This is a genomic window from Allochromatium palmeri (assembly GCF_009720725.1).
In the GTDB taxonomy this organism is placed as follows: Bacteria; Pseudomonadota; Gammaproteobacteria; order Chromatiales; family Chromatiaceae; genus Thermochromatium; species Thermochromatium palmeri.
Genome location: NZ_WNKT01000020.1, coordinates 38,387 through 59,582, shown reverse-complemented (window position 1 = coordinate 59,582; position 21,196 = coordinate 38,387). Strand labels below are relative to the sequence as shown.

The 21,196-nt window shown below is 64.1% G+C and carries 20 protein-coding genes; 5 read left to right on the top strand and 15 right to left on the bottom strand.

Translation table 11 applies throughout. The features are described from left to right. Positions 1–45: 45 nt before the first annotated feature. From GJ668_RS10765 to groES, 4 genes are all read right to left on the bottom strand, one after another. Positions 46–1,086 carry a succinylglutamate desuccinylase/aspartoacylase family protein gene (locus GJ668_RS10765; protein ID WP_155450152.1) on the bottom strand — a complete coding sequence of 347 codons (1,041 nt, stop codon included), beginning with the start codon at positions 1,084–1,086 and terminating at the stop codon, positions 46–48. Positions 1,087–1,089: 3 nt separating this feature from the next. Next, positions 1,090–1,995, bottom strand: coding sequence for a 30S ribosomal protein S6--L-glutamate ligase (gene rimK / locus GJ668_RS10760; protein WP_155450151.1), 906 nt, complete (start codon positions 1,993–1,995; stop codon positions 1,090–1,092). A 361-nt stretch (positions 1,996–2,356) separates the two neighbouring features. Then, positions 2,357–3,997, bottom strand: a complete 1,641-nt coding sequence (groL, locus tag GJ668_RS10755; RefSeq protein WP_155450150.1) for a chaperonin GroEL — start codon at positions 3,995–3,997, stop codon at positions 2,357–2,359. A 75-nt stretch (positions 3,998–4,072) separates the two neighbouring features. Then, positions 4,073–4,363, bottom strand: a complete 291-nt coding sequence (gene groES / locus GJ668_RS10750; RefSeq protein WP_155450149.1) for a co-chaperone GroES — start codon at positions 4,361–4,363, stop codon at positions 4,073–4,075. Positions 4,364–4,720: 357 nt separating this feature from the next. Here groES and GJ668_RS10745 point away from each other — a divergent pair, with 357 nt between their 5' ends. Both GJ668_RS10745 and GJ668_RS10740 read left to right on the top strand, forming a co-directional pair. Beyond that, positions 4,721–7,402 (top strand): CHASE domain-containing protein, encoded by a 2,682-nt coding sequence (locus tag GJ668_RS10745; protein ID WP_155450148.1) that lies wholly within the window; start codon positions 4,721–4,723, stop codon positions 7,400–7,402. A 126-nt stretch (positions 7,403–7,528) separates the two neighbouring features. Then, positions 7,529–8,236 carry a response regulator gene (locus GJ668_RS10740; protein ID WP_155450147.1) on the top strand — a complete coding sequence of 236 codons (708 nt, stop codon included), beginning with the start codon at positions 7,529–7,531 and terminating at the stop codon, positions 8,234–8,236. A 74-nt stretch (positions 8,237–8,310) separates the two neighbouring features. Here the strand turns inward: GJ668_RS10740 and GJ668_RS10735 are convergent, their stop codons facing one another. Continuing rightward, on the bottom strand, positions 8,311–8,805 hold the full coding sequence (locus tag GJ668_RS10735) for a hypothetical protein (protein WP_155450146.1): 495 nt from the start codon (positions 8,803–8,805) through the stop codon (positions 8,311–8,313). Between the two features lie 249 nt (positions 8,806–9,054). Here GJ668_RS10735 and GJ668_RS10730 point away from each other — a divergent pair, with 249 nt between their 5' ends. Then, positions 9,055–9,333, top strand: coding sequence for a BrnT family toxin (locus GJ668_RS10730; RefSeq protein ID WP_155450145.1), 279 nt, complete (start codon positions 9,055–9,057; stop codon positions 9,331–9,333). Continuing rightward, complete coding sequence (locus tag GJ668_RS10725) at positions 9,308–9,601, top strand: BrnA antitoxin family protein (RefSeq protein ID WP_155450144.1); 294 nt, start codon at positions 9,308–9,310, stop codon at positions 9,599–9,601. Before GJ668_RS10730 ends, GJ668_RS10725 begins: the two co-directional genes overlap by 26 nt. 95 nt (positions 9,602–9,696) lie before the next feature. Here GJ668_RS10725 and GJ668_RS10720 read toward each other — a convergent pair whose 3' ends face one another. Genes GJ668_RS10720 through GJ668_RS10715 form a run of 3 tightly spaced genes read right to left on the bottom strand, consistent with a single transcriptional unit; the run spans position 9,697 to position 11,595 of the window. Beyond that, complete coding sequence (locus GJ668_RS10720; protein ID WP_155450143.1) at positions 9,697–9,990, bottom strand: ATP-binding protein; 294 nt, start codon at positions 9,988–9,990, stop codon at positions 9,697–9,699. A 10-nt stretch (positions 9,991–10,000) separates the two neighbouring features. Next, positions 10,001–10,135: a hypothetical protein gene (locus GJ668_RS20930; RefSeq protein WP_281350208.1), complete on the bottom strand. Its 135-nt coding sequence runs from the start codon at positions 10,133–10,135 to the stop codon at positions 10,001–10,003. Next, positions 10,132–11,595, bottom strand: coding sequence for an Lcl C-terminal domain-containing protein (locus GJ668_RS10715; RefSeq protein ID WP_343032206.1), 1,464 nt, complete (start codon positions 11,593–11,595; stop codon positions 10,132–10,134). The genes GJ668_RS20930 and GJ668_RS10715 overlap by 4 nt, the downstream gene beginning before the upstream one ends. 330 nt (positions 11,596–11,925) lie before the next feature. Between GJ668_RS10715 and GJ668_RS10710 the strand changes: the two genes are divergently transcribed. Further along, the gene (locus GJ668_RS10710; RefSeq protein ID WP_155450142.1) at positions 11,926–12,627 is read left to right on the top strand and encodes a response regulator; all 702 of its coding nucleotides are present in this window, start codon (positions 11,926–11,928) and stop codon (positions 12,625–12,627) included. Positions 12,628–12,683: 56 nt separating this feature from the next. On the opposite strand, the gene nifN is transcribed toward GJ668_RS10710, so the two are convergent. The 7 genes from nifN to GJ668_RS10675 form a co-directional block, all read right to left on the bottom strand. Next, the gene (gene nifN / locus GJ668_RS10705; protein WP_155450141.1) at positions 12,684–14,012 is read right to left on the bottom strand and encodes a nitrogenase iron-molybdenum cofactor biosynthesis protein NifN; all 1,329 of its coding nucleotides are present in this window, start codon (positions 14,010–14,012) and stop codon (positions 12,684–12,686) included. Continuing rightward, entirely contained in the window at positions 14,000–15,415 is a 1,416-nt protein-coding gene (gene nifE / locus GJ668_RS10700; RefSeq protein ID WP_246194787.1) for a nitrogenase iron-molybdenum cofactor biosynthesis protein NifE, read from the bottom strand. Before nifE ends, nifN begins: the two co-directional genes overlap by 13 nt. A gap of 143 nt (positions 15,416–15,558) precedes the next feature. Beyond that, entirely contained in the window at positions 15,559–17,727 is a 2,169-nt protein-coding gene (locus tag GJ668_RS10695; protein ID WP_155450140.1) for an urea transporter, read from the bottom strand. Between the two features lies 1 nt (position 17,728). Continuing rightward, positions 17,729–19,195, bottom strand: coding sequence for an alanine racemase (locus tag GJ668_RS10690; protein ID WP_155450139.1), 1,467 nt, complete (start codon positions 19,193–19,195; stop codon positions 17,729–17,731). A 49-nt stretch (positions 19,196–19,244) separates the two neighbouring features. Then, the gene (locus GJ668_RS10685; RefSeq protein ID WP_155450138.1) at positions 19,245–20,372 is read right to left on the bottom strand and encodes an ATP-grasp domain-containing protein; all 1,128 of its coding nucleotides are present in this window, start codon (positions 20,370–20,372) and stop codon (positions 19,245–19,247) included. Continuing rightward, complete coding sequence (locus tag GJ668_RS10680) at positions 20,369–20,653, bottom strand: PqqD family peptide modification chaperone (RefSeq protein ID WP_155450137.1); 285 nt, start codon at positions 20,651–20,653, stop codon at positions 20,369–20,371. The genes GJ668_RS10685 and GJ668_RS10680 overlap by 4 nt, the downstream gene beginning before the upstream one ends. Positions 20,654–20,877: 224 nt before the next feature. Next, positions 20,878–21,153 (bottom strand): hypothetical protein, encoded by a 276-nt coding sequence (locus GJ668_RS10675; RefSeq protein ID WP_155450136.1) that lies wholly within the window; start codon positions 21,151–21,153, stop codon positions 20,878–20,880. Between the last annotated feature and the right edge of the window lie 43 nt (positions 21,154–21,196).

Here is a 21,196-nt window from a genome sequence, read left to right as displayed (position 1 = left end):
GCGCGCAACGAAGCCGCCGTGTAGAACCCGAACGATCACCGGTGGCTAAACGATTGGCAGGACGATGGCCTCATCGTTGTCCATGTGCGTTTGCTGGAAGGCTTCCACCTCGTCCGCCACATCGTCGTGATCGTCGCGGAAGCGGGCAATGTGATAAAGCGCTTCACCCTCGTGTACCAGCGGGGTCTGCGTGCGGCCGATCACGACACCGCCGATATGTGTTCGCACCTCATACTGGGTGCCGGTATAGGGATCGCTGATGTAGCCGAGCAGTTCTTTGCGCTGCACCTGAGCGCCGAGTGGGACCAGGGTCCGTAACAGGCCGCTCTCGGGTGCGCGCGTCCAACTGCTGGAGCGGGCAATGAACGGCGCGGGAATGCGCGCGCGCTGACGCGACGGTGAGAGCATGCCGAGCGCCCGCATCACATTCAGAATGCCGTTGAGTCCAGCGCGAATGGATATCTCATCGAAGCGCAGGCCCTCCCCCGCCTCGTACAACAACATCGGTATGCCGAGTGCCGCCGCGGCCTCACGCAGCGAGCCGTCGCGCAGCGTCGCGTTGAGCAGGACCGGGACGCCAAAGGCGCGGGCGAGAGTGTCGGTCTCGGGATCATCGAGATTGGCGCGGATCTGCGGCAGGTTGGTCCGATGGATGGCTCCCGTGTGCAGATCGATGCCGTGGGTGCAGTGTTTAACGATCTCGTTGATGACGAGATAGGCCACGCGGGCGGCCAGCGAACCGGACGCCGAGCCGGGAAAGCTACGATTGAGGTCGCGCCGATCGGGCAGGTAACGCGATTGGTGGATCAGGCCGTAGACGTTGACCACGGGCGCCGCGACCAAGGTTCCGCTGAGCCGGCGCAGTGCCTTTGACTCAAGCAGGCGGCGAATGATCTCGACGCCGTTCAGTTCATCGCCATGCACGGCCGCGCTGACGAACAGTCGTGGGCCGTCTTTACGCCCATGCACGACATGCAGCGGCATGGAGAGACTGGTATGCGAGTTGAGCTTGGGCAGAGTTACATCAATCATCGCGCGCTGGTCCGCCGCGACCGACTGTCCCTGTATGACAAAGGGCGCGCGCATCGATCAGCCCTTTCCGCGAGTGCGTGTGTTGCCGGCGGATGAGTGTTTTTCGATGAAGTCGATCACCATGCCGGCGATATCCTTGCCCGTCGAGCCCTCGATGCCTTCCAGCCCCGGTGAGGAGTTCACCTCCATAACGACCGGGCCATGATTGGAACGCAGCAGGTCGACGCCGGCGACGTTGAGTCCCATGGTTTGGGCAGCGCGCACGGCCGTGGAGCGCTCCTCCGGCGTGATGCGGACCACGGTGGCGGTGCCGCCCCGGTGCAGGTTGGAGCGGAATTCGCCCTCCTTGCCCTGGCGCTTCATGGTCGCCACCACCTTGTCGCCGATCACGAAGCAGCGCAGGTCGGCGCCGCCAGCCTCTTTGATGAACTCCTGCACCAGAATATTGACGTTCAGGCCCATGAAGGCTTCGATGACGCTTTCGGCGGCCTGTTGCGTCTCCGCCAGTACGACGCCGATGCCCTGGGTGCCTTCGAGCAGCTTGATCACCAGTGGAGCGCCGCCGACCATCTTGATCAGATCCTGGATGTCGTCCGGTTTGTGGGCGAAGCCGGTCACCGGCAGCCCGATGCCCTTGCGCGAGAGCAGTTGCAGCGAGCGCAGTTTGTCGCGGGAGCGGGTCAGTGCGACCGACTCGTTGAGCGGAAACACCCCCATCATTTCGAACTGGCGCAACACCGCGGTGCCGTAAAAGGTCACTGACGCGCCGATGCGTGGGATGACCGCGTCGAAACCCTCAAGCTTCTCGCCACGGTAGTGAATCTGGGGGCGCATTGAGGTGATGTTCATATAGCAGCGCAGCACGTCTAAGACCCGGACCTCATGTCCTTTCGCCGTGGCGGCCTCGACGAGGCGGCGCGTTGAATATAGCTTTGGGTTTCTAGATAAGATCGCGATCTTCATGAATAACCTCTGTCTCGGTAAATGCACACGCCGTTACTCAACCTTGATGGCGAAGGGCTGAGCGCGGGCTGTCTGTTGGCGGGTTGGCGGCATCAGCTGAGAACCCAGCTCGGGATGCGGCGGGGTTGATGCGGCCTAAGCGGGCGACCTTGGTGCGCACCGAGGTAAGAGTAAGGAGCCGTGCTGCTCCGCGCCTAGCTGAGTATGGTAGCAGCAGACGACCTCAAAGGCCGAACAGCGGCGGTTATATCGGCGCACAGCCGCCACTATGCGTCGGCAAAGTGGGCGTATAAAAAAAGCCCCGCCGAAGCGGGGCTTGGTCACGCTGGGCCGGGACGCGAACGTCCCGGAGCGCTCGGGCTTACATCATGCCCATGCCGCCCATGTCGCCCATGCCGCCGCCCGGCATCGCCGGCGCGTCGTCCTTGGGCTCGTCGGCGATCATGGCTTCGGTGGTGATCATCAGACCAGCAACCGAGCAGGCGTTCTGCAGGGCCGAACGGGTGACCTTGGTCGGATCCAGGATGCCCATCTCGACCATGTCGCCATAGTCGCCATTGGCGGCGTTGTAACCGAAGTTACCCGTGCCCTCAGCAACCTTGTGCATGATGACCGACGGCTCTTCACCGGCGTTGGCAACGATCTGACGCAGCGGCTCTTCCATCGCGCGACGGGCGATGGCGATACCAACGTCCTGATCGTGGTTAATGCCCGTGAGATCCTTGACCGCGGCAATCGCACGCACCAGCGCGACACCACCGCCAGGCACGATGCCTTCCTCGACGGCGGCGCGGGTGGCGTGCAGCGCATCTTCGACGCGCGCCTTCTTCTCCTTCATCTCGATCTCGGTGGCGGCGCCAACCTTGATCACGGCCACACCGCCAGCCAGCTTGGCCAGACGCTCCTGGAGCTTCTCGCGATCGTAGTCGGAGCTGGTCTCCTCGACCTGGGCGCGGATCTGCTCGCAACGGGTCTTGATGTCGATCTCGGAACCAGCACCGTCGATGATGGTGGTCTCGTCCTTGCCGACCTGGACGCGCTTGGCGGTGCCCAGATCGTTCAGGGTGGCCTTCTCCAGCGACAGACCGACCTCTTCCGAGATTACGGTCGCGCCGGTCAGGACAGCGATGTCCTGCAGCATGGCCTTGCGACGATCACCGAAGCCGGGCGCCTTGACCGCGCAGACCTTGACGATGCCGCGCAGGGTGTTGACGACCAGGGTCGCCAGGGCTTCGCCCTCGACGTCCTCGGCGATGATCAGCAGCGGCTTGCCGGCCTTAGCGACACCTTCGAGCACGGGCAGCAGATCACGGATGTTGGAGATCTTCTTGTCGTGCAGCAGGATGTAGGGCGCGTCGAGTTCGGCGCTCTGGCTCTGCTGGTTGTTGATGAAGTAAGGCGACAGATAGCCGCGATCGAACTGCATGCCCTCGACCACGTCGAGCTCGTTCTGCAGCGAGGTGCCGTCTTCGACGGTGATGACGCCTTCCTTGCCGACCTTCTCCATCGCCTCGGCGATGATGTTGCCGATCGAATCGTCAGAGTTGGCCGAGATGGTGCCGACCTGAGCGATGGCGCGGCTCTCGGTGCAGGGCTTGGAGAGCTTTCTGAGCTCTTCGGTGGCGGCCTCGACGGCCTTGTCCATGCCGCGCTTCAGATCCATCGGGTTCATGCCGGCGGCAACCGCCTTCAGACCCTCGCGAACCATGGCCTGAGCCAGCACGGTCGCGGTGGTGGTGCCGTCACCGGCGATGTCGGAGGTCTTGGAAGCGACTTCCTTGACCATCTGCGCGCCCATGTTCTCGAACTTGTCCTTGAGCTCGATTTCCTTGGCCACGGACACGCCGTCCTTAGTGACGGTCGGCGCGCCGAAGGACTTCTCCAGCACCACGTTGCGGCCCTTCGGACCCAGGGTGACCTTGACGGCGTTGGCGAGGATGTTGACACCCTCCATCATACGGACACGGGCATCACCGCCGAACTTCACGTCTTTTGCGCTCATGCTGCTAAATTCCTCGATTCAATAGATTTCTGTTGTGATTTGGACAGGCGTGGAGACTCAAGGAGCGGAAGGCGTTCAGCCCTCGACGACCGCCATGATGTCTTCTTCGCGCATCACCAGGAATTCCTTGCCGTCGAGCTTGACCTCGGTGCCGGAATACTTGCCGAACAGGACGCGGTCGCCGACCTTGACGTCGAGTGCGCGCACGTTGCCGTTGTCGAGGATCTTGCCGTGACCGACGGCGATGATCTCGCCCTGGATCGGCTTCTCGGTGGCGGAATCCGGAATCAGGATGCCGCCGGCGGTCGTGCGCTCCTCTTCCATGCGACGGACGACGACGCGGTCATGCAGGGGACGGATGTTCATGGATGGCTCCTCGATCAGGTTGAGAAGTGGATGATGGAGTAGCCGCGAGGCCGGTGTTGAGATCGACCTGTTAGCACTCACTGGAAACGAGTGCTAATGGTAGAGCTAAATTGTCGGCTGTCAAGTTCCAAACCGATTCCAAACGGCGTTTAGCGTCACGGTCGTGATCCAATCAGGAGCATCAGGGAGGTGAGCGTCCGCCACGGCGATCCCTGCACGGAGGCAGGCCCGGCCACATATAGCGTATGCTGTGTCTATAACGCAGAGGATCAACAGCTGTTACTCAACCGTCGAAAGAAGACTTCCAGCCCCCCGCTCGGCCGCTTCGGCGGGCTGCGCCCGTTCCGGCTGCCCGCTGTGATCCTGGCCATCGGACTCATGGTGACCGCTGGGCTTTGGTCGATCGCTCAGGCGCATGTGCGCCAGGACCGGGAGGAAGAACTCGGTGAGTTGGCGAGCAAGATCGCCGGCTTGATCGACGAGCGGCTCCGGGACAACGCCCAGTTGCTGCGTGGGGCGGCTGGTCTGTTCGATGTCCCCGAGTGGATCACGCACGAGCGATTCCGTCGCTATTTCGAGACGCTCCAGTTGAAGGATCAGTATCCCGGCATCCAGGGGATCGGCTTCTTGCTCCTGATCCCTGATGACGAGAAGGACGCCCGGGTCGCCGCCGTGCATCGGGAAGGTTTTCCGCAGTTCAAAATCCATCCGGCGGGAGAGCGGCCTTTCTATGCGGCGGTGCTCTATATCGAACGCTTCTCCGGTCGCAATCTGCGCGACTTTGGCTATGACATGGCCCCGGAACCGCTGCGCTGGGAGGCGGCGACCCGTGCTCGGGATCAGGCGACGGAGGCTCTGTCGGCTCGGGTGACCTTGATGCAGGAGGGTGCCACCGATATCCAACCGGGCTTCGTCTTGTTCCTGCCGGTCTATCGGGCCGTGGCTCCCCATGACAGCCTGGCCGAGCGGCGCGCAAATCTGCTCGGCTGGGTCTATTCGCCGCTGCGGATGCGTGACCTGATGCAAGACGTGCTGCGGCCTGTACAGTCAGACCTCGCGCGGCCCGGACTGCGGTTGGATGTCTACGACGGTGAGCGCCCGGTGCCCGAGCAGCGGCTGTTCACCTCAGGGCCAGCGGGGATCAGCCCGGAGGCCAATGGGAGCTTGCGCAAGATCCAGTTGGTGACCTTTGGTGGGCGTCAATGGTCGGTCGCGGTCACGGCCGCGCCCTCATTCGAGTACGCCCTAACCAGCGACATCGCGACATGGATCGGCCTGAGCGGACTCACACTCAGTCTGCTGCTGGCACTGATCTTCGTGGTGCAGACACAAGCGCAGCGGCGCGTTGCCACCGTCGTGGGCGCGTTGGAGCACACAAATCAGCACCTCGCCGAGCAGGAGCGGCTGCTGCTGTGGGCACAGCGAACCGCCCAGCTCGGAAGTTGGACCTTTGATCCGCGCACCAAACAGGCGAGCTGGTCGGAGGGCATGTTTCCGATCTGGGGCCTGGACCCCAAGGATGGCGCACCGAGCTACGAGGCGCATCGTCGCTATATCCATCCCGAGGATTGGGGCGCATTCGACCAGGCCGTCAGCCGGGCTGCGCAGCGGGGAGAGCCCTACCGGCTCAGGTTGCGCATCCGCCGCCCCGACGGTCAGGAGCGCCGGATGATCAGCCTCTGCACACCCCACCTGGACGCCCAGGGCAAGGTCGTCCGGCTCTCCGGCACCGTTCAAGACGTGACCGAGCACGAGCAAGAGGAAGCCGAACGGCGTCACCTGCAAACCATGCTCGCCCGCACCGAACAGCTCGCCCATATCGGCAGTTGGGAAATGGAGATCGAGACGAACAGTGTCACCTGGTCCGAGGAACTGTTTCGCATCTTCCAGATGGACCCGGCCGTGGGCGTACCGCCATTCACCGAGCATCACCGGCTCTTCTGTCCCGAAGACTTCGCGCGCCTCAAGACGGCGATGGACGCGGTGATCAACGAAGGCACCCCCTACGCCCTGGAGTTGTGCGCTCGACGCCGCGACGGCAGCACGCGCCAGTGTTTCGCGCGGGGGTATCCCGAGACTCGCTGGAGCCACAAGGTCACCCATGTCTACGGCACCTTCGAAGACCTCACCGAGCGCAAGCAGGCTGAGCGCGACTTGCGCCTCGCCGCCAGCGTCTTCGCGCACAGCTTTGAGGGCATCATCATCACCGATGCCGAGAACCGCATCGTCGACGCCAATCCCGCCTTCAGCGCCATCACCGGCTACGAGCGGGCGAGCGTGCTGGGCAAGGATCCGAACATCCTCGCCTCCGGTCGCCAGGATGAAGCCTTCTATCGCGAGATGTGGGAGGCGATCAGGCACCAGGGGTGTTGGCGGGGTGAGCTTTGGAATCGTCGCCAGGATGGCCAGCTCTACGCCGAGCTGTTGTCGATCTCGGCCGTCCTCGATGCCGAAGGCTTGGTCCAGAACTATATCGGCGTCTTCTCCGATATCAGCGATCTCAAGGCCCACGAGGGGGAACTGGACCATCTCGCTAACTATGATGCGCTGACCGAGCTGCCCAACCGGCGGCTCTTGGAGGACCGACTGAAACAGGCGCTGGCCAGAACCCGACGTTCGGGCCGGCCCATGGCGCTGTGCTATCTCGACCTCGACGACTTCAAACCGATCAACGATCACTATGGGCACGAGGTGGGCGATGAGGTGCTGATCAGCATTGCCGATCGGCTGCGCGAGCTGATACGGGCACAGGATACCGTGGCTCGACTGGGCGGCGACGAGTTCGTCCTGCTCTTCAACGACCTGGCGCGAGCGGAAGACTGCCACCTGCTCCTGGAGCGCGTCCTGGCCGCAGCCACGACGCCGATCCTCTTGCACGGCGTGACCCACCGCGTCTCAGCCAGTATCGGGGTGGTCCTGAGTCCGCCGGATGTCGCGAGCGCCGACACCCTGCTGCGCCACGCCGATCAGGCCATGTACCGCGCCAAGGCGGCCGGCGGGAATTGCTATCACCTGCACGACGCGGAGCAAGACCGCTGATGTAAGACCAGCAACTGAAGCTGGAGAAGGCGGCGGTCTGAGGCTCGCCGCCGGGAGATGGATCGGCGAGAATAGCGCCGGAGGCCCACTGTCCGGGGGTCCGAGAATTCGAGGGAGAGGCCGGCCATGAGCCCCACCGCCGCCAACAAAACCGTACTCATCGTCGAGGACGAGACCCCGCTCGCCGATGTGCTTGAGGAGTACCTGCGCGCTTCGGCCCTGGAGGTCGAACGCATCGAGGACGGTGCCGCCGTGGTGCCTCGGGTTCGCGCGGCCCCGCCCGATCTCATCCTGCTGGACCTGATGCTGCCGGGGCTTGACGGACTGGCGATCTGTCGTGAGCTTCGCACCTTCTCGTCGGTCCCGATCATCATGGTGACGGCCCGGGTGGAGGAGATCGATCGCCTGCTGGGCCTGGAGCTGGGTGCGGATGACTACATCTGCAAACCCTTTGCCCCGAGGGAAGTCGTGGCGCGGGTCAAGGCCCAGCTGCGCCGCGTCGAGATGCTGACCCGGCCGGCCGGCGAGGTTGATACGGACGGTAGCGGCGGGCTCGTGCTGGACGAGGACCGCTACGAGGCCCGCCTGGAAGGTCGCGCGCTGCGGCTCACCGTCGGCGAGTTCCGCCTGCTCGCCGCACTCCACCGACACCCCGGGCGCATCATGTCCCGGGCGCGTTTGCTCGAGGAGCTGTACGACGACCACCGCGTGGTGACTGATCGCTCGGTGGACACTCATGTGAAAAATCTACGCCGCAAGCTGGCGTCGGAATTCGATGGGCGCCAGTTCATCGAGTCGGTCTACGGCGTCGGGTATCGCTACGAGCCCGATTGAATCGGTTTAGGGCGGCGGGTGTCTCACGCACAGCTCACCAGTACCCCGACGAGCATAGGCGCCGGACCGTTCGATCACGCCGTGAAGCTAAACAGTCCGCCTTCTGGGGCACCCTTGGCAAGAATGTCCTTGATCTCGGTGAGCATTGATTCCCGCTCGCTGCCTTCAAGCGTACCGCTGCTGTACTCTTCCAAGAGGTCGTTGAGGCTGCTCATCATCTCGTCGCTCAGGTTCAACTGACCGACTTGTCCCCCTCCTCCGTGCCTCCCTCCACCCGGCGGTGGCCCCATCGGTCTAGATTGCTCCACGCCGGCCATCTCGCCCACCGCTTTCGCGTCGAACCCGAGATCCTTCATCGCCGACTCCATGGCAGTGCCCGGCCGAATGCCCGCTTCACTGAAGGACTTGGCGATGGAGGTGGCATCGGATGCGCTGAGGTTGTCGGCATCGAAGTTTGCCAAAGTGTCCTTGATGGTCTGTTGCTGCGCCTCAGACAGCGACTGCGACTTATCCATCCTCGGAGCTTGTTGCATGGCCGAAGCAACGTTGCTGTTGATCGAGTTGATCATTGTTCTCTCCAAGACTGCGTCAAAGCAAAAGGCTTCGTAATCAAATAAAACGCGCGGCTTCATGTGCGCCCGTCACGGATTGCAGATTCTTTATCGGCCTCCGATCATCGAACCATAGAGGCGAAATGCGAGGAGAATGTGAGGATGCATCGGCCACTACACACACGGGTGCAACACGGTGACGTCATCTTGTTAATGTATGCACAATAATCCTTGAATCGGTTTATTTTTGTACATACACTAATATCTATGAATATCACCTTTGATCTCGCCAAAGACCGCTTGAACATCGCCGCGCATGGCGTGTCCTTGGCCTTAGCTGAGAACTTGGAGTGGGATCAGATGGTGTGCCGTGAAGATGATCGGGAAGCGTATGGCGAGCTGCGCTTGCAATGCTTTGCTCCGATCGCCGACCGGCTCTATTGCGCGATCTGCATCGAAGAGGACGACCACTACCGAATCGTCAGTCTGCGAGAAGCGACGCCCAGAGAGGTCAGAAACTATGTACGTCACAGACAAGAATGGTAGGAAATACCACATTCCGACCGAGGAAGAGACCAAGCGCATTCGCGCAGGCATCGCGGCGGACCCAGACACCCATGAACTGACCGACACGGAGATGGCCGAGCTGCGTCCACTCGCGCGTCGGCCCGGACGCCCCAAAGCCGAGCACCCTAAAGAGCGCATCACGATTCGATTTGATCAGGATGTCATGGCAGCCTTTCGAGCGACCGGCCCTGGCTGGCAGACGCGCATGAATGACGTGCTGCGCGAGTACATTGAGCGGCAGATGTAGCCACCACTCGCTCAGGTTGTAATTGTTGCGTTGAGGTAGCTCCAGTCTAAGAGCCGACTGAGGCGTCGCTTTGAGCGAATCGTGAGACCTGGAATTCAGTCGTCCGACGCCGGTAGACGGATATCGATGGCCAAGCCCCCGGCGTCTGCGGCCCTGGCGAGGATGCGGCCGCGATGGGCCTCGATGATGTTGCGGCAGATCGCCAGGCCGAGCCCCGCGCCGCCCTTGGCGCGCGAGCGCGAGGCCTCGACGCGGTAGAAGCGGTCGAACAGGCGCTCCAGCGCCTCGGGCTCCACGCCGGGGGCCGTGTCCTCGACGCTCACCCGAATCCAGGCTCCCTCACGGCTCGCCACGACCCGCGTCTGCGCATCTATTTCGAGTCCCTCCATCGGGCCAGCCCTAGCCGCTGGTATCGAGCGTGGAAACCAGTTGTTCCGCCATCTGCGATGGATCGGGGCACGGCCGGTTGGCCATCGCCCCCATGCCCTGCATCATCGATGACAGACCGCCGAGACCGCTGAGCGCACCACTCATGGCCACCTCCGATCATCGCGCACCAGACGCACCGTATTGTAGATACGGATCGCATCACCCTGAGGACCGCGACCGGCGGGGAAGTTAGCTGGATCACCGGCTTTCGGATCACTGCGTTGTGCGCCCGCGCCGTGAATGTCGACCCATTGACCATCGATGAACCCCAGCGCGCGACCGAAGGCGACATAGGCGCCCGCCGAGCCGGGGTTTTCCGTCCAGTTGGCGTGGGTGGTGCTGCTCCAGTAGAAGGGGAAGTCGGTCTGGCCCGCTTCGTTGATGATGGCGGTGGCGTTGAAGCGCGGATCGATGGCGGCGCTCGCGGTGGTCTCAGGCGAGCGGCTATAGTCCACCAGACCTTGCAGCTCCTTGACGTTGGGCAGGCGCCAATCGCTGTAGCCCAGATACCGCGCTGTGTTCTGCGACTCGACCCAGGCCAGGGCTTGCTCCCAGTTGAGTCCGCTGGGGACGTCGCTGCCACTGTCGTCGCGTGCCCACATGAGACCGGTGGCGCGATCACTGATGGTGCCGTCGCCATGGTCGACGAAGTCGTTGTATCCGTAGGCTTCATGGCCACGCACGCAGAGGACCGGGAAGGTTTTTTCACGCCCAAACAGACTGAGGCCATAGCCCTTGATCCGCCCGTCGGCGAAATTGACGCCGAACAGGAGGTCGCCGCCGACATACAGGGTGCTGGAGGCATATTGGGCGTCGATGATGCGCTCCCCGGCACTGGTATCGCCATAGGCGAAATCGAAATAGGTCGTATCGATGAAGGGGATCAGGCCGGAGGTATCGGTCTCCTCGTAGCCGCTTGGATCCCGACCGCGGAAGTCGATCAGCGAATAGAGCGTTTTGATGTCAGGCAGTCGCCAGTCGTCCTGACCGGCCAGGCTCAAGTCTTCGCAATAGCTGAGTGCCTGGGTATAGCTGAGCTTGTCGGCGACGTTCAGTAAGCCGTCGCCATTGGTATCCGTGCTCTGCTGCCAGATGAGGCCGGTGACTCTGTCGAGAATGGTGCCGTCGCCGTTGTCGGCGAAATTGGGCGTGTTGCCCTGGTGCTGAGCATCCTGCCCGGAAAAGGTGCGTCCCTGGGCTGGACAGGCGATCGCATCGCCGCTGTCGGCATAGCAGGCGCTTTGCCCGGTGTCGACGATGGCATAGGGATCGGCGCTCCTCTGTGTCGAAAAGTTGGGCGCACAGACCAAGGACTCGTCTCCGTTTGGCGGCAGGATGCAGAGTCCTTCCACGGTGCCTCGTGGGCTGTTGAATTGACAGGCCTCCTGTGCATTCAGCTCGGCGCAGGCCTCAATGGCTTCAGGGGGCGGTGGCGGCCTGCGGTGCATACCGCCCGGCTCCCCGCCATGACGACCATTGGGCTGGGCGCTCACGCTGGTGACAGAAGCGCTGATGATGCAGAAGAGCGCGATGGTGGCGGTTTGAGAGGGTCGACTGATGGGCACCCGTATATCCTCGATCATTGTGACGTGCCACAGAGTTTGGCAAACAAACGAGGGGGAACCTGGTTGGAATCGTGTGGAATTTGTGACGTTTCTGTGGCGCCGGCTGTCGAGGTGGCCGCTGTACCGCGAGCGCCGACACCCTGCTACGCCACACCGATCAGGCCATGTAGGCGGGAATCGCTATCACCTGCACGACGCTGAGCAAGACCAGCGACTGAAGCTGGAGAAGGCGGCGGTATGAAGCTCGCCGCAGAGATATGGATCGGCGAGAATAGAGCCGGAGGCTCCACTGTCCGGGGGGCCGAAAATTCGAGGGAGATTCAGGCTGTCATGCGCCCCGCGACCAAGACCGTACTCATCGTCGAGGACGAAACCCCGCTCGCCGATGTGCTCGAGGAGTATCTGCGCGCCTCGGCCCTGGAGGTCGAGCGCATCGAGGACGGCGCGGCGGTGGTCGCTCGGGTTCGCGCGGCCCCGCCCGACCTCATCCTGCTGGACCTGATGCTGCCGGGGCTCGACGGACTGGCAATCTGCCGTGAGCTTCGCGCCTTCTCGTCGGTCCCGATCATCATGGTGACGGCCCGGGTGGAGGAGATCGATCGCCTGCTGGGCCTGGAGCTGGGTGCGGATGACTACATCTGCAAACCCTTTGCCCCGAGGGAGGTGGTGGCGCGGGTTAAGGCCCAGCTGCGTCGCGTCGAGATGCTCACCCGGCCGGCCGGCGAGGTTGATACGGACGGTGGCGGCAGGCTCGTGTTGGACGAGGACCGCTACGAGGCCCGCCTGGAAGGCCGCGCACTGCGTCTCACCGTCGGGGAGTTCCGCCTGCTCGCCGCGCTCCACCGACACCCCGGGCGCATCATGTCCCGGGCGCGTCTGCTCGAGGAGCTCTACGACGACCACCGCGTGGTGACCGATCGCTCGGTGGACACCCATGTGAAAAATCTGCGCCGCAAGCTGGCGTCGGAATTCGATGGGCGCCAGTTCATCGAGTCGGTCTACGGCGTCGGGTATCGCTACGAGCCCGATTGACCCCCGAGGCGGAAAGCCCCCTCCGGAGGACGGTCTGAACGCTTCAGACGAAGCCGTTACGCGATCCGTTGCCGCTTGATCTGCTCACGCTCACGGTGAACCTGCGCTTCTCGCATTCTTTCGGCGGCATTGGCGATTTCGAACAGAAAATAGGCGCCACCCTCATACAGCACATCATGCTTCAAGGCGCCCCCGATCTCTTCATAATTGGGAAAACCCCGCATGACCGCCTTTTTCTCCAGGCGATGCGCCAGGGCCTCGGTGTGAAAATTGCCGATGATCATGTCGTAGGCATCGCGCATGTTTTCGGCATCTTCGAGATCCCCGACGATCACCTGATCCGCTTCGATGTCGGTAAGGATGGGTGAATCAACCGTGGCGATCGCCAGGGTGACCTTGCCCCCGACCTCGCGCAATGAAGCGGCCATAGCGGCCAGATGATCGGGTTCCGCGACCAGCAGGAAACGGGTCTGCCCGATGGAAAAATGGCTGTCGAGCATGGCGTCCTGAAGCCGCTTGCGCCAGCGTTCCACGACCGCCGGAAGCGTGTCCCGGCCGCTCACCTCAAGCAGCCAGGCCACCAGTTCGTCGGTTCCGACCAGACCGCTTACATGATTGAAGTGCCGGTGCTGGATGGCCGGATTCTTGGCCTGCAAGGTCGCGCCGACGGGTTTGACGGAGGCCCCGACAGTGATGACGAAGGCGGCATCCGCCAACTGTTCGAGCTCGGCAACCGTCACCCCGCCGCTGCTCAGGGACGCCTGTTTCTCACCCAGATGATTGTCCAGCGAGGAGGACAGATCAGGAACGGCCACGACCTTGAAGCCGAATGCCTCGATCAGCTCCCGGAGCTTCTCCACCTCGATGGGCTGCATACTGACATGGGGGACCAAGACCAGCTTCTGTGCATCGATCCGGTCGCCGGGCGCGGTGAGCTGATCGATCAGCGCCTGGGTCGTCAGAGTCCAGCCGCTCTCCAGGCCGCCCTTGAAATCCGGGGTGTTGACATAGACCAGAGGCACGTCGATCTTGCTGGCGACGCCACGGATATCGTCCCCCTTGGTCTCGGTCAGCCCAGTGGTATACAGCCCAATCAGCTCCGGGATGAGCTTGTCGCGGATGTTCTTGATCGACTCGACAATACTGTAGTCACCGCCATCCAGCACGGCGATCACGTCGTTCACCGCCGTCGTCTGCAGGGCGATGGGCTCGCAGAAATGACGGGTGAACATCACCTTGGTAAAACTGGCGCAACCCTGAGCACCATGCATCAAGGGCATGCAGCGGTCGACGCCCAGGAACGCCAGGGTCGCCCCCATCGGCTGCGAGAGTTTATGCGGGTTCACCTGCAGCGGCTTGCCCGACTTGCGTCTTACTTCTGCCATGGTGCCTTCCTCTCGACCAGTTCGAAGACCGGATTCTGCAGTGAGTTCTTGAGGTCTTCGGCGAGGACGAGCAGACCGTCGTAACCACCGTAGCTTTTCTTCTTTTCCTGATTGACGTCGGTGAAGGCGATCCGCTTTTTGATCGCGGTATAGAGTGAACGACCACCGGCCAGGAGCAGATGGGCGCCTGTGTCATCGATGACCTTCGCCTGCTGGCTCGCCGGTTCGGTCATCAGAATGGCGTTCTCCCCAAGGTATTCTCGTGCCTTAGCCTTATCCGCCTCCGTCGACTTGCGCACCGATGTCGCCACCACCTCGATCCCCAGATCCTGCAACGCCGAGGCGATGGACCAGGCCTTGTTGCCGCCGGTATTGAGCACCGCCTTCTTCCCGGCAAAGATCGCTCGGTAAGGCATCAGCTGCTCTTCCAGCCGCGCCTCTTCGCGAGCGATCAGGGCGCGGGTGCGCTCAATCAAATCGGCATCGCCCAGAGCCTCGGCAATGGCCAGGATGCTAGCCGAGGTATCGGTCTTGCCGTAGAAGGAGCAGGAAATCCAGGGGATGCCATATTGCTCCTGCATCTTGCGGGTCATGGACACCAGGGACTTGGCACAGACAATCACATTGAGCTTGGCTCGATGGGCGGTGCGGATCTCGCTGATGCGCCCGTCGCCGCTGAAGGTCGAGAGCACGCGGATGCCGAGCTCTTCGAGCAGATGCCGGTAGCGCCAGAGCTCGCCGGTGTTGTTGTGCTCACCGATCAGGTTGATGTCGAAGGGAGTCGTGTATTCCGGCTCTTTGGTCCCGATCAGGTGGCGCAGCACGGCCTCCCCGGCGATGCGGCTGCCGAGGTTCTTGGCGCCGACGAACCCGGGCGCATGCACCGGCACACAGGGGGTGCCGTGTTTTTCACTCATCTGCTTGCAGACGGCGTCGATGTCATCCCCGGTCATGGCAGGGACACAAGTCGAATAGACGAACACGGCCTCGGGCGCATAGTTTGCGACGATATGGTTGATCGCCGCGGCCAGTTTCTTCTCGCCGCCGAAGACCACATCATTGTTATTGATGTCGGTGGCAAAACCGGTCTGGGTCAGGTCGCGCCCGGACCAGCTGGTCGGTGTCAGGCGCGTCTCCCAAGCCCCACCGACGCAGGACATGGGGCCATGGACCAGATGGGCGGCATCGGCAAAGGGAAAGAGGGCAATCTGAGCCCCGTCGAGCGCACAACCGCCGGTGGTCGCTCCGGGCTTGGGGGCATTGCACGACCCTTTCTTGTCTTTGTTGTGTTCGCAGGCGCTCTCGACGAGCAATTCTTTGATGTTCGGTTTGGACGACACGAGGCTTAGGTTTCCTTCGTATAGAGTTGGGACCGAATCGCTTAGGCACTGATCGAAATCCAAGTATCGCTCCATTTTCGACTTTAATACCTGATATTTTTCAACTGAAATTTCGCCCTTCTAGATGGTCTGCACGCTGAATTCCGCCAGGACCAGTGTCTGGGCCAAGGTGGCGAGGACGACCTGACACTGAACACAGAGACGCCTCATGGGGTCGTTTGGAGTCGCGTTGTCGCCGGGATCAGATCTGCCGACCAGGCGGGGATGCCATGATCGCCCTGGTTGCCCACCCCCACCAGCCCTGCCCCGATGTCCTCGCGGCCCGGCACGGCCAGCCGAAAGCCCACAGGCCCCTCCGTCTCGCTCAGCAAGCCGACGCTCTCGGCACGGATGGCACCGCCGAGCGCGGCGAGCCGATGCTGGCCCCGTTGGACCCAAAGACCGAGTTTGCCGTCCCAGTGGCGCTCATAGTGGCTGACCAGGTTGCCGCCCAAGGGCGACCCTAGCCGGACCCGCAGCCGGTCCCGGACGCCAAGCCCCAGCACGCCGGCCGAGGGGGCGTCGTCCCAGCCATGCCCCTGTTCGATCAGGGGCGTAAGGCCAAAGGCAAGGACGAAGGCATCCAGCGTCGGGTCTGTGGCACCGCCGCGCTGGTAGAGTGAGAACAGCAGGTCGTTGTGGCTGGCCAGGATACGCCCTCCCCGGTTGGAGACCAGCTCGGTCTCGCCATAGAGTCCGACCTTGACAGTCAATGTCCAGTCGCCCCCAGGCACGGCGAACCGCCACTGCCGTCCGGGTGCCAGTCGCAGCGCCTGGGTCAGACCCGCATTGGGTGTCGGGTTGGTGACGGCCGTGCCCTGCATCGGGTTGCCGTCCAGGACCAAGCGTCCGTCGTCGCCCACGAAGCCGGCGAGATGAAAGGGACGGGTCGGCGCCCCGAGCCAGTCGCCCCGCTGGACGTGGAGGTGCAGATGGGGTTGCGTCGAACGCCCGGAATTGCCAAGGCGGGCGACGGGCACGCCCGGCATAACCGGCTGTCCAGGGAGCACCAGGACACTGCCCTGGCGCAGGTGGGCGAGCAGGACGCAATCGCCGCCACCGATCCCGATCAGGACGTGATTGCCCCAGTTGTCCCGGACGTTGATCTCACCCGGGGCATGGTCGGGGACGTCGTTGCGGCAGGCGAGCACGGTCCCCCAGGCCGGTGAGACGACTGGCAGGTCGAAGGCATAGTAGTCGGTGAGCGCGGCGCCCTGTCCGCGGAAGCTCAGACCCCGTTCGGTGCGCACGAAGTCCAGGGCGTAGCGCCAGGGTCCGCGGTGGGTGTGGGCGCCGTCCATCGACTGAGAGACCTCCATGCGCCCGACGAAGGGTGGGCGCAGGGCGACACTGGCCGGGTCGACACCACGCGCCTGTTGCAGACGTCGAAGGCTCAAACCCTCCTCCGGGCGGGCGGGGAACGGGAGCCATTGGCGCGCCCAGAAGGCGCTGCGTTCCGGGCGCAGGGCGGCGCTCATCAGCCAGGTCGCCAGCAGGAAGGGGGCCGAGAGCGGTGGCAGGCCCAGGGGCCAGAGGGTCCAGAGCAAGGCCGCCGAGAAGGCGGTCGCGGCGACAACGCCTCCCGCCGTCACGGCCAGGCCGCGTCGCCCCAGGTGCGTCTGGGAGCCGAGGATCAGGGCCGTCAGGGCGCCGTTGAAGGCGGCCAGCATGGGCAATGTGCCTCCGGTCGCATCCCCAGCGACTGCGACCAGGCCCCAAGCCAGGCCGCCCCCGGCGAGGGCCAGCACCCCCAGCACGGGAGAGACGAGCAGCACCGCCGCCAGCACCAACATCCCCGACACCGGATTGGGGACATAGAACAGTGCACCCAGGGTGCTCAGCGCGGTCGCGAGCGGTGTTCCCAGCCAGTCCGGGGCCGACACAGCCAGGTCCCAAGTCTGCATCGGGATGTCGAGTGCCTTGGCCGCCGGCAACAGGGTCCAGGCCGCGCACAGGAAGGGCGCCCCCAACAGGGGCAGTTCCCGGGTCTGTCGCAGCAAGGGTTCCAAGGCCGAGGCCAGGACCACAACCAAGGCCCCGCCCAGGGCGGCCAAGACGAGCAATCGTCCATCGCCGCCGTGCAGGGCACCGAGCACCAGCCCGACGTAGATGGCATTCAGCACCTCCGCCTCGCCGGCCAGGGCCGGCAGGCGCAGCAGGGCGCGTGTCCCGAGCGCGGCCAAGCCTGCCGTCAGGCCGAGCAGTCCGACGCCCGGAACGATCAGTGTCGCGGCCAGAACCAAGGCCCCGGCCACCGGCCCCGGGGCCAGGAACAGTGCCCCGTAGGCGATCAACAGCCGCTTGGCGACGCCCCGGGGCGCGCTTAAACGCGCCATGTCAGGACACCGCCCGTAGCCCGATCGGCTCGATCGGATACAGCTGCGCCGGGTCGTGCTGGGCTCCAGTCACAGCCCCGATCAGACCTGGCTCGTCGGACCAGTTGCAGCGCAGACGGTCCGGCAGATGCTCATGGGCACAGAGGGTGTCGAGATCCTCGGCACGGCGGATCACACTGACCTCCTGGTCCCCGTGGACCATGACCACCGCCGGGCGGTATTCGATGAACTGCAACCACTGGGTCGTGTTGTAGGCCCCGACCGGGGAGATCACCAGCCGGTCGCCGAGCGCCAGGGGCGGCAGCTGCACTGAGCGGCGCACCACGTCGATGTTCATGCACAGCGGGCCGTAGAGCGCCGTGGCGCGCGGCTCGCCCCGTGGCGGTGAGGCCAGGCGGACCTGATGGTTGTACCAGAAGGCGGTGAACAGCAGGTTGACGCCGGCATCAAGGATCACCGCCGGATTCCCGTCCGGCAGTTCCTTGCGGCCGACCACGGAGGCGATCAGCACCTGAGCATCGTCCACCACCGCGCGCCCGCTCTCCAGGATCAGCCGCGGGCGCTCTTCGCCCTGGTCCAGCCGGTAGGCCGTGCCGGCGAGAAAGGCCGTGCAGATGGCCTCGGCATAGTCCTCCAGATCCGGGACCGCCTGTTCCGGGGGCAGGTAGGTTCCTTGCAAGGCATTGCGCGAGGGCAGACCGCCGCCGATGTCCAGGTAAGCAAGACGTGTCTGGCCGTCGGCTTCCACTTCCTGCATCAGGTCGCACAGTGTCTTGACCTGGGCGGCGTAGGCGCGGGGGTCGAGGATGAAGGTGCCGATATGGCTGTGCAGGCCCATCAGGGTCAGGTGCGGGCTGGCCTCGACCCGGGCGATGGCCTCCCGAGCCTGGCCGGACTCCAGGTTGAAGCCGAAACGGCTCCAGGTTTCGGTGAAACTGGTGTCGAAGTTCAGACGCAGCGCCACCGCCGCCGGAACCCCGCGGCAACGGGCAATGTCCTCGATGGTCGCCAACTCGTCGAAGTGATCCACGTGCAGGTGCGCCCCTTCGGCCAGGGCGCGCTCTAGGATGGCCCGCGGCTTGTGCGGCCCGTTGAACAGAATGCGCTCGCCGGGCACGCCCAGGCGGCGGGCCTTCTCATACTCGAAGCGCGACACGACCTCGGCCCAGGAGCCCTCCTGATGCAGGACGCTGCACACGGCGGCGTTGTAGTTGGTCTTGTAGGACCAGCCGTGGATGGGGTCCACCCCGCGCGAGACGAAGGCCTGGCGCAGCCGCCTGACATTGGAGCGCAGTCGATCCTCGGAGGTGACGAACAGCGGCGAGCCGAAGCGTTCCACCAGCGCCTCGACGGCGACGCCGTCGATGGCATCCTGAGTCTCGGGACGTGCCCGGCGCTGGCCGAATTTGTTGAGTCGGTTGAATTCCAGGGGGCGGATGCTGGGAGCGTCCCAATCGTTTGCGTGCATGTCGATGGTCCTCGACGATGATGGAATGACAGTCAGGCGGCGCGCCGGATCAGGCGATCAACCGGTGGCGCGGTTCTGCGGATTGACGCCGGGTGGCGCCCGTCATGGTCACGCTTACCAGGTCGTCCATCTCCACGATCAGATCGCGGGCATGGCGGATAAAGGTGACCCCGGGACGCGGCTCGGCCAGCGGCAGGTTCGCGGCGGCGGTTCCGTGCAGCAGGGCCAGCAGGGCGACCGGCAGATTGCGTCCGACCCCGTGGGAGAGGTAGACCCAGGCCGGGAAGCGCGGATTGATCTCGATCAGATGCAGGGTGCCGGCGGCGTCGCGCAGCAGCTCCAGCTCCAGAGGGCCGCGCCAGGCCAGCGTCCGCATCAGGCGCTCCCCGGCGGCGAGCAGATCGCTGTCGTCGATGGCCACCCCGGCCCAAGCCTTGCCCTTGTCGGTGACGGCCTGCTTGCGCATCATCACTGGCCCGATCAAGGCCCCGCTGCCGTCGCCCAAAGCAGTCAGGTTCACCTCCTCCCCGGCGACGTGCTCCTGCACCAGCACGGGGTAACCCCAGGCGTCGGCGATCTGGCGAAACCGCTCGGCGGCCTCCTCCGGGTCGTGCACCACGAAGGCATCGTAGAACACGCCCTTGACCACCAATGGCCAGGTCCAACCGCCCTCCTCGGGTTTGGTGCAGCGCTCGAAGAAGCGCAGGTCGCTGATCGGCCGCACCCGTGGCGTCGCCACCCCGGCCTGGGCGCACAGCGCCGGCAGCCGGTCCTTGTCGCGGCGGCGCAGTTGGGCCCGACTGGGAAGCAGCATGCGCACCCCCCGCCTGGCCAGGGTCGGCTCCAGGTCGATGAAGTTGGGCAGCTCGGCATCCAGGCTTGGAATGATGGCGTCGATGCGCTCGCAACTCAGGATGTCGTCGAGCCGCTCCAACAAGGCCTGGCTGCCGCTGGCGGGATAGGGTAGAAGGTAGCCGCCGGCACAGTCGTCCGGCTGATAGAGCCCGGCGTCGAGGGTCTCGTAGCCGAGACCCAGCACGCGTCCGCGAAAGCCGCTCGCTTCACTGAGGCAGCGCGCGACCGCGCAGCCCGGCCCCGGATTCTCCGGGCTCGCGTTGATGCCCGTCACGGCGAGGTTCCACTGGGACCAGGGTGACGCTCCGATACGCGCGATCATGAAAAGTACCTCCGAATCTGGCTATAGAAGGTCTCCAGTGCGGCGGCGGCCACCGCTGGGTGCTGGGCATAGCGTGCGGCGAGTTCGCCGATGACCTCTGGCCGCGGACGTCCGGCCTGGGTCAGCTCCAGGACCAGTCGGCCGGTCGGGTTGACGCAGAAGCTGCGGCCCGTCCTGCGGTCGAAGGCATGGCCGTCGTCGCTCAAGACCAGATCGTCGAGGCGCGGCAGTGCGGGCGCGTCGGATCGATCGTGGAGGGAATTGGTCGCGGGTTCGGTCATATCGGATTTCTGCTCGGGTGGTGGTCAGCTCACGCTGATGATGGAGGACGACCTGGGTGCGAAGAGGGGGAAACCTGGAGGAAATTGTGAGGCGAGACGCTATGCTCAGGACACTCAGCGGCGAGCAGGCATCCCTCCGCCGGGCCGTCCGAACCACAGCCGGGATTTGGCGATTCAGGTCGGGCGTCCCTGCCCGTGGGGGGAATGGTATGCCGGCGAGCCGATCAGCGACCGCCGTGCTGCGGGGGGCCGCCCTCCGGCACACAGGCGAACTGATCGCTGTCCGGGGGTGTGATGCAGGTGCCCGTGATGGTGTCGTCATGGCGACCGGTGAAACTGCATGAATCGTTTGTGCTCTTGCTATTGCACGCCGCGATCGCCTCGGGCGGCGGGCCGCGTCGGCCATCGCCGGGACCGGGCCTGGCGGACGCGGTCGTCGCCAGACCGGCAAGCAGCAGAACGAGGAGTGCCATCATGGCGTTGGTTCGATTCTTACGCATCTCAGACTCTCTGATTTCGTTGAGGTGGCTCCAGTCTAAGAGC